Below are 14,529 nucleotides of genomic sequence, written 5' to 3' on the forward strand. Positions count from 1 at the left end.
TATCGTAATGACTATGATATGACACATACCCCAATGTTCCATCAGGTTGAAGGTCTTCTTGTTGAAGAACACACCTCGTTTGCTGAATTAAAGGGTGTATTAAATGAGTTCTTACTAAAGTTCTTTGAAGAAGAGCTTGAGGTTCGTTTCCGTCCTTCATTCTTCCCATTTACAGAGCCATCAGCTGAAGTTGACTTACGCAGAAAAGGCGGAAAGTGGCTTGAAGTGCTAGGTTGCGGTATGGTTCATCCAAATGTTTTAAAGAACGTAGGCATTGATACAGATAAATATGTAGGTTATGCCTTTGGTATGGGTGTAGAAAGATTAACCATGCTCAGATATGGCGTTAATGATTTAAGAGCGTTCTTTGAGAATGACTTACGTTTCTTAAAACAGTTTGCTTAGTTAGGTTGGATAGAAAAAATGATTTTCAATAAACAGTGGATTGATGAGTGGGTTGAAAACGACCTGAGTGCTGAGCAGCTTGCTGATAAGATTACAATGGCAGGCCTTGAAGTAGATTCAATTAGCGATGTTGCTGATAACTTCAGCCATGTTGTTATTGGTAAGGTATTAGAGTGCGTAGAGCATCCTGATTCAGACCATATGCATGTTACAAAGATTGATGCTGGTACTGGCGAAAATCTTCAGATCGTATGTGGTGCTCCTAACTGCAGAGAAGGACTTACAGTCTGCGTTGCTCTGATTGGTGCTCATGTAAATGGTATTGATATCAAGAAGGCAAAACTTCGTGGTGTAGAGTCATATGGTATGTTATGTTCCTACAAGGAATTAGGCATGTCAGATGAATCAAACGGTATTATTGAATTACCTGATGATGCTCCTATAGGAATGGATATCAGAGAGTATTTTGAGTTAAATGACAAGATCATCGATGTTGATCTGACATCTAACCGCCCTGACTGTCTTGGTATTGTTGGTATCGCCCGTGAAGTATCAGTTCTTTTAGGTCGTGAGTTTAAGGCAAACAAGGTTTTCTCTGTAGAGAACAAGATTGACGATGTTTTCCCTGTTGAAGTTGTAGACAAGAAAGCATGTCCTCGCTATCTGTGCCGTATCATCAAGGGTGTTAATCAGAAAGCTAAGTCTCCGTTATGGATGGTAGAAAGACTGCGCCGTTGTGGTATTCGTGCTGTTTCACCTATCGTAGATGTTACCAATTATGTAATGCTTGAGTACAGCCAGCCATTACATTCATTTGATTTAAACAAGCTTAACGACAAGATTGTTGTAAGACAGGCTGCACAAGGTGAGAAACTGACTGTTTTATCAGGTGAAGAGATTTCATTAAAGCCAAATACATTGGTTATTGCAGATTCAAAGGGTGCAGTAGGTTTAGCTGGTATTTTTGGTGGCTTAAATTCAGGTATTGATGATAATACAACAGACGTTCTTTTAGAGTCAGCATTCTTCCATCCAGATGCTATTAAAGGCCGTGCTCGTCAGTATGGTTTAGACACAGATGCATCTCATAGATTTGAGCGTGGTGTAGATCACGACAATCAGCGCAGAGCAATTGAGCGTGCAACTGAACTTTTAATTGAAATTGCAGGTGGAAGTGCAGGTCCTGTAACAGAAGCTGTAAGTGAGGATGATCTTCCAAAGCACGAGCGCATCAATGTTCGTTTAGCAAAGATTGCTAAGGTTCTAGGTAAAGAGATTGATGACGATACTGTATACACAATTCTTCACAATCTAGAACTTGATCCCCAGAAGATTGATGGTGGCTATTCAGTAGTTTCACCAAGCTTCCGTTTTGATATTGAAATTGAAGAAGATATCATCGAGGAAGTTGCAAGAATCTATGGATATGACAACATTCCTAACGTAACTCCAGTAAGTGAGCTTTATATGGTTCACGAAAAGGAAGAAGTGGTTGCTGATAGAGATATCAGACAAGCTATGACTGACAGCGGTTACAATGAGGCAATTACATATTCATTTACTGATCCAAAGGTTTTAAAGGAGTTTAGCTCAATTAAGCCATTAATGCTTAATACTCCTATTTCACCAGAACTTTCTGCAATGCGTACAAGTCTTCTTGCAGGTCTTTCAATTGTTGCTAAATACAATTTAAATCGTCAGCAGAAGAAGGTAAGACTATTTGAGCAGGGACTGATTTATATTATCGATCAGAATGCTGAAAATGGTGTAAGACAGGAACCTATGGTTGCTGGTATTTCAGCAGGCGATATTGAGGAAGAAGGCTGGCATGCTAAGAGCAGAGCAGTTGATTTCTTTGATATCAAGGGTGACGTTGAAGCTTTACTTGGTGTAACAGCAAACAGCGATGTATTTACTTTTGTAAGAAGCAATGAGCCTATGCTTCACCCAGGCCAGAGTGCTGATATTCTTAAGAATGGTCAGAAAGTTGGCTATGTTGGTATGCTTCATCCAACAACTGCAAAAGCTTTAGGCTTCAAGCAGAAAGTTGGTGTGTTTGAGATTGCTCGTTCTGCTGTATCAGTACGTAATATTCCATCATACAACCCAATTTCAAAGTTCCCATCTGTTAGAAGAGACTTTGCATTTGTTGTTGATAAGAGCGTAAATGCTTATGATTTAACAGCTTTAGCATATGAACTTGGTGGTAAGATTGTAAGCGATGCCTTTGTCTTTGACGTATTTGAGGATGAGTCTTTAGGTGACAAGCGTTCTGTAGCAATTGCAATTATTGCTCAGGATGTAGAGCGTACACTTGAAGAATCTGAGATTGAAGCATTAGCAACCAAGTTTGTTGAAGCTGCAAAGGAAAAATTCAACGCAAGTCTGCGTTCTTAATATAGGAGATATAGCCATGGTTGATAATAATATGACCTCTTTAGAACAGCGCTTAGCTGCTCTTGAAGAACTTACCAAAAAACTAGAAGATGGTCAGTTACCTATTGATCAGGCTATTGAACTGTATTCAAAGGGTATGGAGCTTGCAGTATCATGCAAGAAGAGCCTTGAAGAACTTTCAGGAAAAATCGAAGTCGTTCGAGAGAATGCTCAGAAAGTCCTAAATAAAGAGCCTTAATCATACCCTTTACTAGTTTTTTTGCGGTTGGAGAAATAATGGAACTTAAGGAATTTGCCAAGACAGTATCTGAAAGAATCAATACATTCATGAAGAATTATATTGATAATTTTGATGATGCTGCACCAGATCTTAAGGAGGCTATGAGCTATGGCCTGCTTCTAGGTGGTAAAAGAGCTCGTCCTCTGCTTGTTTATGCTACAGGACTTGCTTTAGGTTCTTCTTTTGAAAAACTCGATTATCCAGCCGCTGCAATTGAATGTATTCATGCATATTCACTGATTCATGATGATATGCCAGAAATGGATAATGACAAACTCCGCAGAGGACATGAAACTGTTCATGTGAAGTTCTCTCAAACCATTGCTTTGTTAGCAGGAGATTCTCTACAGACAATGGCGTTTGAAATTCTGTCTGATAGCAAATCTGGTCTATCTGATAAAGCTGTTGCAAATCTTGTAAAAATACTGTCTTCAAAAGCAGGATATACAGGTATGTGCGGCGGACAGGCTATGGATCTTGATTCTGAGGGAAAGAAGATCCCTTTAGAAAAATTAAGACTTCTTCATTCTAAAAAGACAGGTGCACTTATTAGAGCTGCAGTACTTATGGGTGCAGTAGCCTCTGAGAATGTGACAGAATCTGTGCTTTTGATATTAGACGAGTATGCAAAGTATACTGGTCTTGCATTCCAGATTTGGGATGATATATTGGATGTTATTGGAGACACCTCTGTTATGGGCAAGACTCAAGGTTCAGATATCAGCCTTGATAAGAGCACTTATGTCAGCCTTTTAGGTCTTGATAATGCTAAAAAACTTGCTTATGAGTGTGTTGAAAATGCAGTAAACGAGTTGAAAAAACTTGATATTGATACATCGGTTTTAGCTCAGTTCGCACGTTTTACTATCAGCAGAGATCATTAGTAAGTGCAAGAATTAAATACACCGTTACTTGACAGCATCAAGTCTCCAAAAGATCTAAGAAAACTTCCTGTAGATGAATTAAAATTTGTTTGTCAGGAACTGAGAGAATATATAATCAATTCCGTAAGTAAAACATCAGGTCATCTAGCTTCAGGCCTTGCAGTTGTTGAACTTACAACAGCCCTTCATTATGTATTTAATACCCCTGATGACAAGATTATTTTTGATGTAGGCCATCAGGCATATCCACACAAAGTTCTTACTGGTCATAAAGAAGAGCTTCAAACCATTCGTAAAAAAAACGGACTACACGCTTTTGTCTGGCGTGGAGAGACTGAGTATGATCTTTTATCAACAGGTCATGCTTCAACATCAATTGGCTCTGCATTAGGTCTTGCAGTATGTGAAAGAAATTTAAAAACAAAGAATAAAGTTGTTGCTGTCATAGGCGATGGTGCCTTGTCAGGTGGTGCTGCATATGAGGCATTAAATTGCGCAGGTGGCACAAAGGATCTTGATCTTATAGTTATCCTTAACGACAACGAGATGAGTATTTCTGAGAATGTAGGTTCAGTTTCTCAGTATTTAGCATCAATTCTTGCTAGCCCATATTATGTAAAATTTGTTGAAGGTGGAAAGAAGGTTCTAGAAAAACTTCCTGCAATCAAGTCACTTGCAGAGAAAGCTCAGGAACATGCAAAAGGAATGCTGCTCCCGGGAACTTTATTTGAAGAGCTTGGATTTAACTATATCGGACCTATTGATGGTCATGATCTCCCATCATTGGTTTCTATTTTAAATAATGTAAAACAGATTGGCGGTTTACAGTTTGTCCATGTTGTGACAAAGAAAGGTAAGGGCTATACCCCAGCTGAACAGAACCCAACAAAATATCACGGAGTTCCAACATTTGATCCTGCTGTAGGTATCAGCGATGATGAAAAAGTCGATTCAATCAAGACATATTCAGATGTTTTTGGTAAATGGCTTTGTGATATGGGCAAAGCGGATGAAAAGCTGGTTGCCATAACTCCTGCAATGCCTGTAGGCTCAGGTATGTGCGAGTTTGAGAAGGCTTATCCTGACAGATTTTTTGATGTTGGTATTGCAGAGCAGCATTCGATGATATTTGCATCTGGTCTTGCTGCTGGAGGATTGCATCCTGTTGTAGGTATATACTCATCATTCCTTCAAAGAGCGTATGATGGATTGATTCATGACATGGCAATTCAGGATCTTCCTATTGTTGTGGCTGTTGACAGAGCTGGAATTGTAGGTCCTGATGGTCCTACTCATCAGGGAATATTTGATATTGCATTTTCACGATGCATTCCAAATCTGACAATCATGTGTCCATCGGACAGTAAAGAGCAGTATCTTCTTTTAAATACAGCATATAAGCTAAATAAACCTGCTTTAATCCGATATTCAAGAGATGGTGATGATGTTGCTTTAAACGAACTGAGTCTTGATGATACAGTTCAGATAGGAAAAGCAAAAACAGTAATGACAGGATCAAAGGTTGCAATTCTCTGTTTTGGCTCTTTACTGCGTTCAGTAAAAGATGTTTGCAAGAGAAATGATACAACTTTAATAGACATGAGATTTATAAAACCACTTGATGAAGAGTGCATTAAAAGTGTTGTTATGAATCACGATACTGTGATTACTCTTGAAGAAGGTGTTGTAAAAGGTGGCATCGGACAGGAGGTCATGTCCGTAGCTCATAGTATTAGAAATGATGTAAAGGTTATAAATCTCGGAATCTCTGATAGATTCGTTATGGAAGGTAAGAGATCAGAATTGCTAGAAGATGAAAAATTAGATGCTAATAGCATAGAAAATCTTATAAAAATGTACAAGGAGTAAAAATGCCTTCATTTGATATTGTTTCAAAGTTAAAGAAAGATGAAGTTTTAAACGCTGTTGATAATGCAAATCGCGAACTTCAGACAAGATATGATTTTAGAGGCGTTGAGGCATCTTTTAATTTTGATAAGGCTTCAAACGAAGTGAAATTAGAAGCTTCAGAAGAATTTCAGATTCAGCAGATGGACGATATTCTAAGACAGAAACTGATTAAGCGTAATATCGAGGCAACTGCAGCTGAGTTTAAGGAAATAACTCGATCTGGTAAAAAATCAATACAGGTAGTTTCTTTCAAAGAAGGTATTGATAAGGAACTTGCAAAGAAAATCATTAAAATTATCAAAGATTCAAAAATCAAAGTTGATGCTAAGATCAACGACGATATTATACGTGTAACAGGCAAGAAAAGAGACGATCTTCAGGCTGTAATTGCTCTTGTTCGTTCATCAAAGATAGAGCAGCCATTGCAGTACGAAAACTTCAGAGATTAAGGTATAAATATGCCTGAATCATCTGAAAGAAAATCGAAAAAAGATCTGATAAGACAGATCTTTTCAAAAAAGATGTTCATATGCCTGTGCCTTGGTTTTGCATCAGGCATGCCTCTTTTCGTTGTTCTTACACTAATTAGCGCATATTTGAGAAAAGAAGGTGTTAATCTAAAAGAAATCGGCCTTTTTTCTCTGGCATCATTTCCATATACCTGGAAATTTCTCTGGGCCCCTCTTGTTGATAGATACAATCCATTTAAATTAGGCAGAAGAAGAGGCTGGATAATTCTCTCGCAGATAGCTGTCTTTTTATCTATATTCTTTGTAGGTCAGTTTAACGCTCAGTCATGTACAATTGTTATTGCTATAATAACGCTGATCCTGTCATTCTCATCTGCAACACAGGATATTGTAATTGATGCATACAGACGAGAAATTCTTGAGGATAATGAACTAGGTCTTGGAACATCCTTGTTTATTGCATCATCAAGAGCATCAAGTCTTATCCCTGCAGGTCTTTCTTTAATTCTTGCAGATTTTATATCATGGCAGGCTGTTTTCTTTATAACAGCAGCTTTCATGATCCCATGTCTGATTCTGTCAATATTCTTAAAAGAGCCGGATACCATTGTCTGTGCAAAAAATCTGCAACAGGCTATTATCGAACCATTCAGAGAGTTTGTTAACAGAGCAGGTTTAAAGTCCATGCTATTAATAATTCTGTTTGTTTTCTGTTACAAACTTGGTGATTCAATGGCTACAGCACTAGCAACTCCTTTTTATATCGATCTGAAATATGATTTGCTTACAATTGGCTTAGTCGCAAAGAACTGTGGAATATGGTCCATGATAATCGGTGGCATCCTAGGTGGCATTATTATGCTGAAAATCGGCATTAATAAGGCACTCTGGATTTTCGGTTTCGGTCAGCTTGTAACTATACTTGGATTTGCCTTTCTAGCTCATATAGGTGCAGGCAGAGAAACAGCCCCTTCAGTTTGGTATCTAGCTATTGTTCTTATTTTTGAATATCTTGGTGCTGGCCTTGGAACAGCTGCCTTTGTATCTTTTATTTCAGCAAAAACAAGTAAAGCCTATGCAGCAACACAGTTTGCCTTGCTTACATCATTAAGTGCGGTTCCAAGAACTTTCTGTAATGCAACAACCGGCTATATAGTCGAATTCTGCGGTTGGGAAAACTTCTTTTATATCTGTACTGTTCTTGCAGTTCCTGGAATGCTTCTTCTACTCAAGGTAGCTCCATACTTTGAAAAAAACGAAGATAAAAATCCTTCATAATCAAAAGAGTGCAGAAACTGCACTCTTATGTTTTAATCTGTCCAAATTCAACAAACTTTTTTTACAAAAATAAATTAAAAATTCATTTGTTTTTGATGTTTATCTAACATTTTAGATTTAGGTTTGATTTCATTAGAATTTACTAAGTTTTAATGATAAAATTTCACATTGAAAAATCCTGCCCGCTATATTTGTGACATATGTTTTTGTTTCAGATTTATATGTGAGGGCGGGGAGGTAATCGGGAAATTTTTCCTTATTTTTATTTAATTGGAACCGTCTATGATTAATATCAAAAAAGGATTGGATCTGCCAATTGGCGGCAAGCCTGAACAGTCGGTGAGTGATAGTCCTGCAGTAAGTCATGTAGCTTTATTAGGTACAGACTACGTAGGTCTTCGTCCATCAATGGCTGTTGAAGCTGGCCAGAAAGTCAAGAAAGGTCAGGTTCTCTTTGAAGATAAGAAAAATCCTGGAACATGTTTCACAGCTCCTGCTGCTGGTACTGTAGTAGCTATCAATAGAGGTGAGAGACGTTGCTTCCAGTCTTTAGTAATTGAAGTAGATCCTAACGGTGAAAGTGTTGAATTCAAAAAGACTTCAGCAGACAGACTATTAGGTCTTTCATCAAAGGAAGTAGTTGATGAATTGGTTGCATCTGGTATGTGGACTGCATTACGTACACGTCCATTTGACAAGGTGCCTGCAATCGGTTCTCTTCCTCACTCAATTTTCATTACTGCTATTGATACAAATCCTTTGGCAGCTGATCCTAAGGTAGTTATTTCAGCTCAGGCAGAAGCTTTTGCAAACGGTGTTAAGGTTTTAAGCCGCATCGGTGTACAGGTTTATGTATGTAAGGGCGACTATGACGTACCACTTGTAACAGCTGACAACATCCGTTACGAGTCATTCAAGGGTCACCATCCTGCAGGTTTAGCTGGTGTTCATATCCATCATCTTGATCCAGTTTCTGAGAATAAGACTGTATGGCACATCGGTTATCAGGATGTTATCGCTATCGGTCATCTGTTTGTTGAAGGCGAGCTATTCAATGAGCGCGTTATTTCAATTGCAGGTCCAAATGCTAAGAAACCACGTCTTGTAAAGACATTATTAGGCGCAAGCGTTGCAGAATTAACTGCAAATGAGATTGTGAAGTCTTCACAGGGTGTACGTGTTATTTCTGGTACTGTTCTAAATGGTAACATCGCAACAGGTGTATTTGCATACCTTGGCCGTTACCACCAGGCAGTTGCATTGCTTGAGGAAGGTAACTGTAACGAATTCTTCTTAGGTAACTGGATGGGCTTAGGTTTACACCGTCATTCAGCAACCAGAGCATTCCTTGCAAACTTCTTAAGACCATCTAAATATACCTTCAACACCGCATTAAATGGTGGTCCTCGTGCCATTCTGCCAATCGGTTGCTATGACAAGGTATTAGCTCCATATGAGGTTGAGGCTACAATGTTACTTCGTGCTATTGACATCAATGATGTTGATCAGGCTAAGTTATTAGGTATCCTTGAGCTTTCTGAAGATGATATTGCACTTGCAACTTATGTTTGCCCAGGTAAGAATGACTTCGGTCCATTATTACGCAGAAGCTTAACTAAGATTGAGGTGGAGGGTTAATAAGTGTTACTAGACGTAATGAAGAAATTCTCCTTACTCTTCACTAAAGGCGGACTACTACATTGGTTCTATCCTTTATATGAGGGTACATTTACATTTTTATACAGTTCAGGACGTGTAACAACCGGCAGAACTCATGTTCGTGATTTCGTTGATTTAAAGCGTATCATGATCATCGTTTGGGCTGCTGTGTTCCCTGCAATGTTCTGGGGCTGGTATAACGTAGGTAATCAGATTGTAACTTCTATTGCTTCACTGCCAAATTCTCAGGAAATCGTTTCTGAGTATTACAGCCTTCTTTCAGCTGACTGGCACTATGCTTTAGCACAGTTACTTGGCGGTTCATTAAGTGCTGATGCTAGCGTATACTCAAAGATGTTATTAGGTGCAGTTTATTTCTTACCTATTTACATCGTAGTATTTGCTGTTGGTGCTTTCTGGGAAGTTTTATTCTGCTTACTTCGTCACCACGAAATCAACGAAGGTTTCTTCGTAACTTCTATCCTATTTGCACTGATTGTGCCTCCAACCATGCCATTATGGCAGGCAGCTTTAGGTATCAGCTTCGGTGTTGTAATCGGTAAGGAAGTATTCGGTGGTACAGGCAGAAACTTCGTAAACCCTGCATTATGCGGTCGTGCATTCTTATTCTTTGCATATCCTGCTTCAATTTCTGGTACACAGTGCTGGGTTCCAGTAGACGGTTACTCTGGCGCAACTCCACTTGCACAGTGGGCTGCAGAAGGTGCAAGCGGTCTTAAGGATGCATTAGGTCACCAGATTAACTGGATGGATGCTTTCTTAGGTAACATCCCAGGTTCAATTGGTGAAGGTTCAACAGCTATGATTTTAGTTGGTGCTGCTATCATCCTGTTAACAGGTGTTGCATCACTACGTATCATGTTAGGTATCCTTATCGGTGCATTCTTAACTGCTACCTTATTCAACTATATCGGTTCAGCAACCAACCCAATGTTCTCAATGCCATTTGAGTGGCATGCAGTTCTTGGTGGTTTTGCTTTTGGTGCTGTCTTTATGGCAACCGATCCTGTATCAAGTTCATTTACATCAAAAGGTAAGTGGGCATTTGGTATCTTAATCGGTATCATGGTAATCATGATTCGTACTGTAAATCCTGCATATCCAGAAGGCATGATGTTGGCAATTCTGTTCGCTAACTGCTGGGCTCCTTTATTCGACTACCTAGCTGCTAAGCGCAATATTAAGAGGAGACTTGCTCGTGTCCAAGCTTAATAAAGATTCCGCATTAGGTACATTAATTATTATTGTTACCTTCTGTTTAGTATGCTCAGTGCTTGTTTCATCAGCTGTAGTTGCTCTTGATCCATTCAAGAAGGCTGCTGTTGAGAATGACCGTCAGGTTAACATTCTTAAGGTTTCTGGTTTTGAAGTTAAAGATTCAGTATCAAAGACCTTTAAAGCACATATTGAGTCACATCTTATCGATGTAGCAACCGGCCGTCTTGCAGATGATGCTGTTCCTGCAAATGAAATTGAAGGCTACAACTTTGCATCATTAGCTAAAAAGCCTGCTTCATCAGTTAAGATTGAGAAGGACCGTGACGTAGCAAAAATTATTTCACGTTCTAAGTACATGCCAGTTTATTTTGCAAAAGATGACAATGGCAAAGTAGTACGTGTAATTCTTCCTTTCTACGGTCAGGCATTATGGTCAACTGTTTTCGGTTACGTTGCTTTATCACCTTTAGATGCTAATACCATTTTAGGTGTTACCTTCTACTCACACGGTGAAACTCCAGGTTTAGGTGGCGAAATCGACAATCCTCGCTGGCAGGCTCTATGGGTTAACAAGAAACTTACCGACGAGAACGGCGACTATAAGTTCTGTATCAAGAAGAATGCTTCTGAGCATGATTTTGATATCGATGCTCTGTCTGGTGCAACCTTAACTTCAGTTGGTGTTGATAACACTGCTAAGTACTGGTTAGGTGATGCTTACAGACCATTCTTAGAGAATTTAAGCAAAGGGGAGATCATTGTAAATGAGTAACAAGGGTCCTAGCTTAAAGGAAACTTTCCTGACACCTATCATTGCAAATAACCCTGTAATGATTCAGGTTTTAGGTATCTGTTCTTCCTTAGCTGTTACTTCAAGCATGAAGACTGCATTTGTTATGGGTCTGTCAGTTATCTTCGTATGTTCTATTGCAAACCTTGCAATTTCAACAGTACGTAGCTTAATCCCTAACTCTGTACGTATCATTGCTCAGATGACAGTTATTGCATCACTAGTAATCTTAGTTGACCAGGTTTTAAAGGCATTTGCCTACGATCTGTCAAAGCAGTTATCAGTGTATGTTGGTCTTATTATTACTAACTGTATCGTTATGGGTAGAACTGAAGGCTTTGCATTAAAGTCAAAACCACTTGCTTCATTCCTTGATGGTTTAGGCAACGGTTTAGGCTATATGCTTGTTCTTTGCGTTGTTGCATCTATCCGTGAGATCTTCGGTTCAGGTTCATGGTTCGGCATGACTGTTTTCGAGACTGTAAACAACGGCGGCTGGTATGTACCTTGTGGCTTATTAGTAATGCCACCATGTGCATTCTTCCTAGTTGGCTTACTGATTTGGGTTGTTAAAACCTTCCGTAAGGATTTACAGGAACCTCTTGAGTACGATACCCACAGGGAGGATTATTAATAATGTTAGAGCATTATTTATCCCTCTTTATTAAGAGTGTTTTCATTGAGAACATGGCTTTAGCCTTCTTCTTAGGTATGTGTACTTTCTTAGCAGTTTCTAAGAAGGTTACAACCTCAGCAGGTTTAGGCGCAGCAGTTATCATGGTTCAGTTATTAGCAGTTCCTGTTAACAACTTAATCAATACCTATATCTTAAAGCCTGATGCTTTAGTTGTTGGTTTAGACTTATCATTCTTAAGCTTCATCACCTACATTGGTGTTATTGCAGCTTTAGTTCAGATCCTTGAGATCTTCTTAGATAAGTATGTACCTTCACTGTATGCAGCTCTTGGTATTTTCTTACCACTTATTACCGTAAACTGCGTTATCTTCGCAGGTGTTTCATTTATGGTACAGCGTGAGTATACCTTCAGTGAGTCTGTAGTATATGCATTAGGCTCTGGCTCATCATGGGCGCTTGCTTTAGTACTCTTAGCTGCTATTAACGAGAAGTTAAAGTATGCTAGTGCACCTGCAGGTCTCCGTGGTTTACCTTTAACCTTTATCACAGCAGGTCTGATGGCAGTTGCCTTCATGTCCTTCTCTGGTATTCAGTTATAAGGGGGATACATGTTTACTATTGTATCTGGTGTTTTAATGTTCGTTGCTATCGTCGTAGTACTAGTAGCACTTATTCTTGTTGCAAGAAAGTTCCTTGTACAGTCAGGTGATATTACTATCGGCGTTAACGGTGATCCAGAAAAGGCAATGAAGTGCCCAGCTGGCGGTAAGCTGTTAAACGATTTATCTGAGAAGGGTATTTTCGTATCATCAGCTTGCGGTGGTCGTGGTGCTTGCGGTCAGTGTAAAGTTAAGGTTACTCAGGGCGGCGGTAACGTTCTACCTATCGAATATTCACACTTCTCAAAGCGTGAAATCAGAGAAGGTTGGAGATTAGCCTGTCAGGTAACTGTTAAGAATGACTGCGAAATCGAATTACCTCCAGAGGTATTCGGTGTTAAGAAGTGGGAATGTGAGGTTATTTCTAACCACAACGTTGCTACATTCATTAAAGAGTTACGTTTACGTATTCCTGAGGGCGAGGAAGTTCCATTCCGCGCTGGTGGTTATATTCAGATTGAAGCTCCTGCACATACTGTTAAGTATGCAGACTTCGATATCGAGCCACAGTATCAGGGTGCATTCAAGCACTTTGGCTTTGACAAGTTAGTATCAAAGGTTGATACTCCAACCATCAGAGCATACTCCATGGCTAACTACCCTGGTGAAAAGGGCTTAATCATGCTGAATGTACGTATTGCTACACCTCCATTCGGTAATCCATCAGCTCCTCCAGGAATCATGTCTTCATATATTTGGAGCTTAAAGCCTGGTGATAAGGTAACTATTTCTGGTCCATTCGGTGAGTTCTTTGCTCGCGATACCGACAATGAAATGGTATTCATTGGTGGTGGTGCTGGTATGGCTCCAATGCGTTCACACATCTTCGATCAGTTAAAGAGACTTGATTCAAAGCGCAAGATTTCTTTCTGGTACGGTGCACGTTCATTAGCAGAAGTATTCTATGCCGATGAGTTCGATCAGTTAGCTAAGGAGCATCCAAACTTCTCATGGCACTTAGCATTATCTGATCCACAGCCTGAAGATAACTGGACTGGTTTAACTGGTTTCATCGCAAATGTTCTTTACGAGCAGTATCTGCGTGACCACAAGAACCCAGAAGACGTTGAGTACTACATGTGTGGTCCTCCAATGATGTCTAAGTCAGCTGTTGATATGCTCCACTCATTAGGTGTTGAAGATGAGAACATCCTCTTCGATAACTTTGGTGGCTAATTAAGAGCTAAATTGCAAAAGGGACTGATTCTTCAGTCCCTTTGTCTTCATCTTACATTGATCTGATAATCCAACTGATTCTATACAAAGCTTTTTTCACTTCTTTAACTACTTATTAATGCAAGTATTACAAAATTCTTTTATGAATTTGCAATATATTAAGCAATAGAAGTCATTATAAATGTAGCTTATGTGACCTATGATTCAAGTTAGTCATTCAATCAAGTACAAAAGGCTTTCATCTAAATTATTTGTTAAATACTTTCTCAAGTTCATAAAACAATATTTTACTTGAGGTATGACATGAATGTATTAAAAACTCTAGTTCCTATTTTTGCCGCAGCTGCTATCTTGACAGGTTGTGGAGGTCCATCAGAGAGTGATTGTGCAAAAACTGTAAATAAGCTCCTACAAAAAAAAGAAGCATATGTTTACATTCCAGGCGAGCTTGACAGCTCATCTACAGATCAAAATTGGGTATATATTGTCCCTGTACCATCAGATGATCCATTAACTAATGGTGACGATAGCCTATATAACAGAAAGTTTAAAGGATCTTACGGTACTGATCATTACAAGTCCAAATTTCAAAAAGAGCTTAAGATTGCAAAGCTTTTTGAACAGGCTGGCTACATGAAGATTAAAGAAGGTATATTTGACAATCTGGTTAAAATAAATTTCTCAGATAAAGGTACCTTATATAAAATTGCAGGTTATCAGATAACATTTACCGATAAGATTAAA

13 protein-coding genes and 1 pseudogene are annotated in these 14,529 nt (G+C 39.0%); all 14 read left to right on the forward strand.

From position 1 onward, the window contains the following. A pseudogene (locus tag ACJML3_RS02850) lies at positions 1-405 on the forward strand (phenylalanine--tRNA ligase subunit alpha); the annotation flags it as partial. Positions 406-423: 18 nt separating this feature from the next. Further along, entirely contained in the window at positions 424-2,802 is a 2,379-nt protein-coding gene (pheT, locus tag ACJML3_RS02855; RefSeq protein WP_406020438.1) for a phenylalanine--tRNA ligase subunit beta, read from the forward strand. A 16-nt stretch (positions 2,803-2,818) separates the two neighbouring features. Beyond that, the gene (gene xseB / locus ACJML3_RS02860; RefSeq protein ID WP_406020440.1) at positions 2,819-3,040 is read left to right on the forward strand and encodes an exodeoxyribonuclease VII small subunit; all 222 of its coding nucleotides are present in this window, start codon (positions 2,819-2,821) and stop codon (positions 3,038-3,040) included. 38 nt (positions 3,041-3,078) lie between these two features. Next, complete coding sequence (gene ispA, locus ACJML3_RS02865) at positions 3,079-3,966, forward strand: (2E,6E)-farnesyl diphosphate synthase (protein ID WP_406020441.1); 888 nt, start codon at positions 3,079-3,081, stop codon at positions 3,964-3,966. Between the two features lie 3 nt (positions 3,967-3,969). Continuing rightward, complete coding sequence (gene dxs / locus ACJML3_RS02870; protein WP_406020443.1) at positions 3,970-5,835, forward strand: 1-deoxy-D-xylulose-5-phosphate synthase; 1,866 nt, start codon at positions 3,970-3,972, stop codon at positions 5,833-5,835. A gap of 2 nt (positions 5,836-5,837) precedes the next feature. After that, on the forward strand, positions 5,838-6,326 hold the full coding sequence (locus ACJML3_RS02875; protein WP_219936698.1) for a YajQ family cyclic di-GMP-binding protein: 489 nt from the start codon (positions 5,838-5,840) through the stop codon (positions 6,324-6,326). Between the two features lie 9 nt (positions 6,327-6,335). After that, positions 6,336-7,625 carry an AmpG family muropeptide MFS transporter gene (locus tag ACJML3_RS02880; RefSeq protein WP_406020446.1) on the forward strand — a complete coding sequence of 430 codons (1,290 nt, stop codon included), beginning with the start codon at positions 6,336-6,338 and terminating at the stop codon, positions 7,623-7,625. 282 nt (positions 7,626-7,907) lie between these two features. Then, a complete protein-coding gene (locus ACJML3_RS02885) occupies positions 7,908-9,263 on the forward strand; it encodes a Na(+)-translocating NADH-quinone reductase subunit A (protein WP_406018964.1) in 1,356 nt (451 codons plus the stop codon). A gap of 18 nt (positions 9,264-9,281) precedes the next feature. Continuing rightward, the gene (locus ACJML3_RS02890) at positions 9,282-10,517 is read left to right on the forward strand and encodes an NADH:ubiquinone reductase (Na(+)-transporting) subunit B (RefSeq protein WP_406020452.1); all 1,236 of its coding nucleotides are present in this window, start codon (positions 9,282-9,284) and stop codon (positions 10,515-10,517) included. Continuing rightward, entirely contained in the window at positions 10,504-11,295 is a 792-nt protein-coding gene (locus ACJML3_RS02895; RefSeq protein WP_406020447.1) for a Na(+)-translocating NADH-quinone reductase subunit C, read from the forward strand. The genes ACJML3_RS02890 and ACJML3_RS02895 overlap by 14 nt, the downstream gene beginning before the upstream one ends. After that, complete coding sequence (locus ACJML3_RS02900; RefSeq protein ID WP_219936706.1) at positions 11,288-11,947, forward strand: NADH:ubiquinone reductase (Na(+)-transporting) subunit D; 660 nt, start codon at positions 11,288-11,290, stop codon at positions 11,945-11,947. The genes ACJML3_RS02895 and ACJML3_RS02900 overlap by 8 nt, the downstream gene beginning before the upstream one ends. A 2-nt stretch (positions 11,948-11,949) precedes the next feature. Then, positions 11,950-12,549: an NADH:ubiquinone reductase (Na(+)-transporting) subunit E gene (gene nqrE, locus ACJML3_RS02905; RefSeq protein ID WP_219936708.1), complete on the forward strand. Its 600-nt coding sequence runs from the start codon at positions 11,950-11,952 to the stop codon at positions 12,547-12,549. Between the two features lie 9 nt (positions 12,550-12,558). After that, positions 12,559-13,785: an NADH:ubiquinone reductase (Na(+)-transporting) subunit F gene (nqrF, locus tag ACJML3_RS02910; RefSeq protein ID WP_219936710.1), complete on the forward strand. Its 1,227-nt coding sequence runs from the start codon at positions 12,559-12,561 to the stop codon at positions 13,783-13,785. Between the two features lie 303 nt (positions 13,786-14,088). Next, positions 14,089-14,529: hypothetical protein (locus tag ACJML3_RS02915; protein WP_406020450.1), on the forward strand; the 441-nt coding region annotated here is incomplete at its 3' end.

It is taken from the genome of Succinivibrio sp., assembly GCF_045124615.1.
Taxonomy (GTDB): Bacteria; Pseudomonadota; Gammaproteobacteria; order Enterobacterales; family Succinivibrionaceae; genus Succinivibrio; species Succinivibrio faecicola.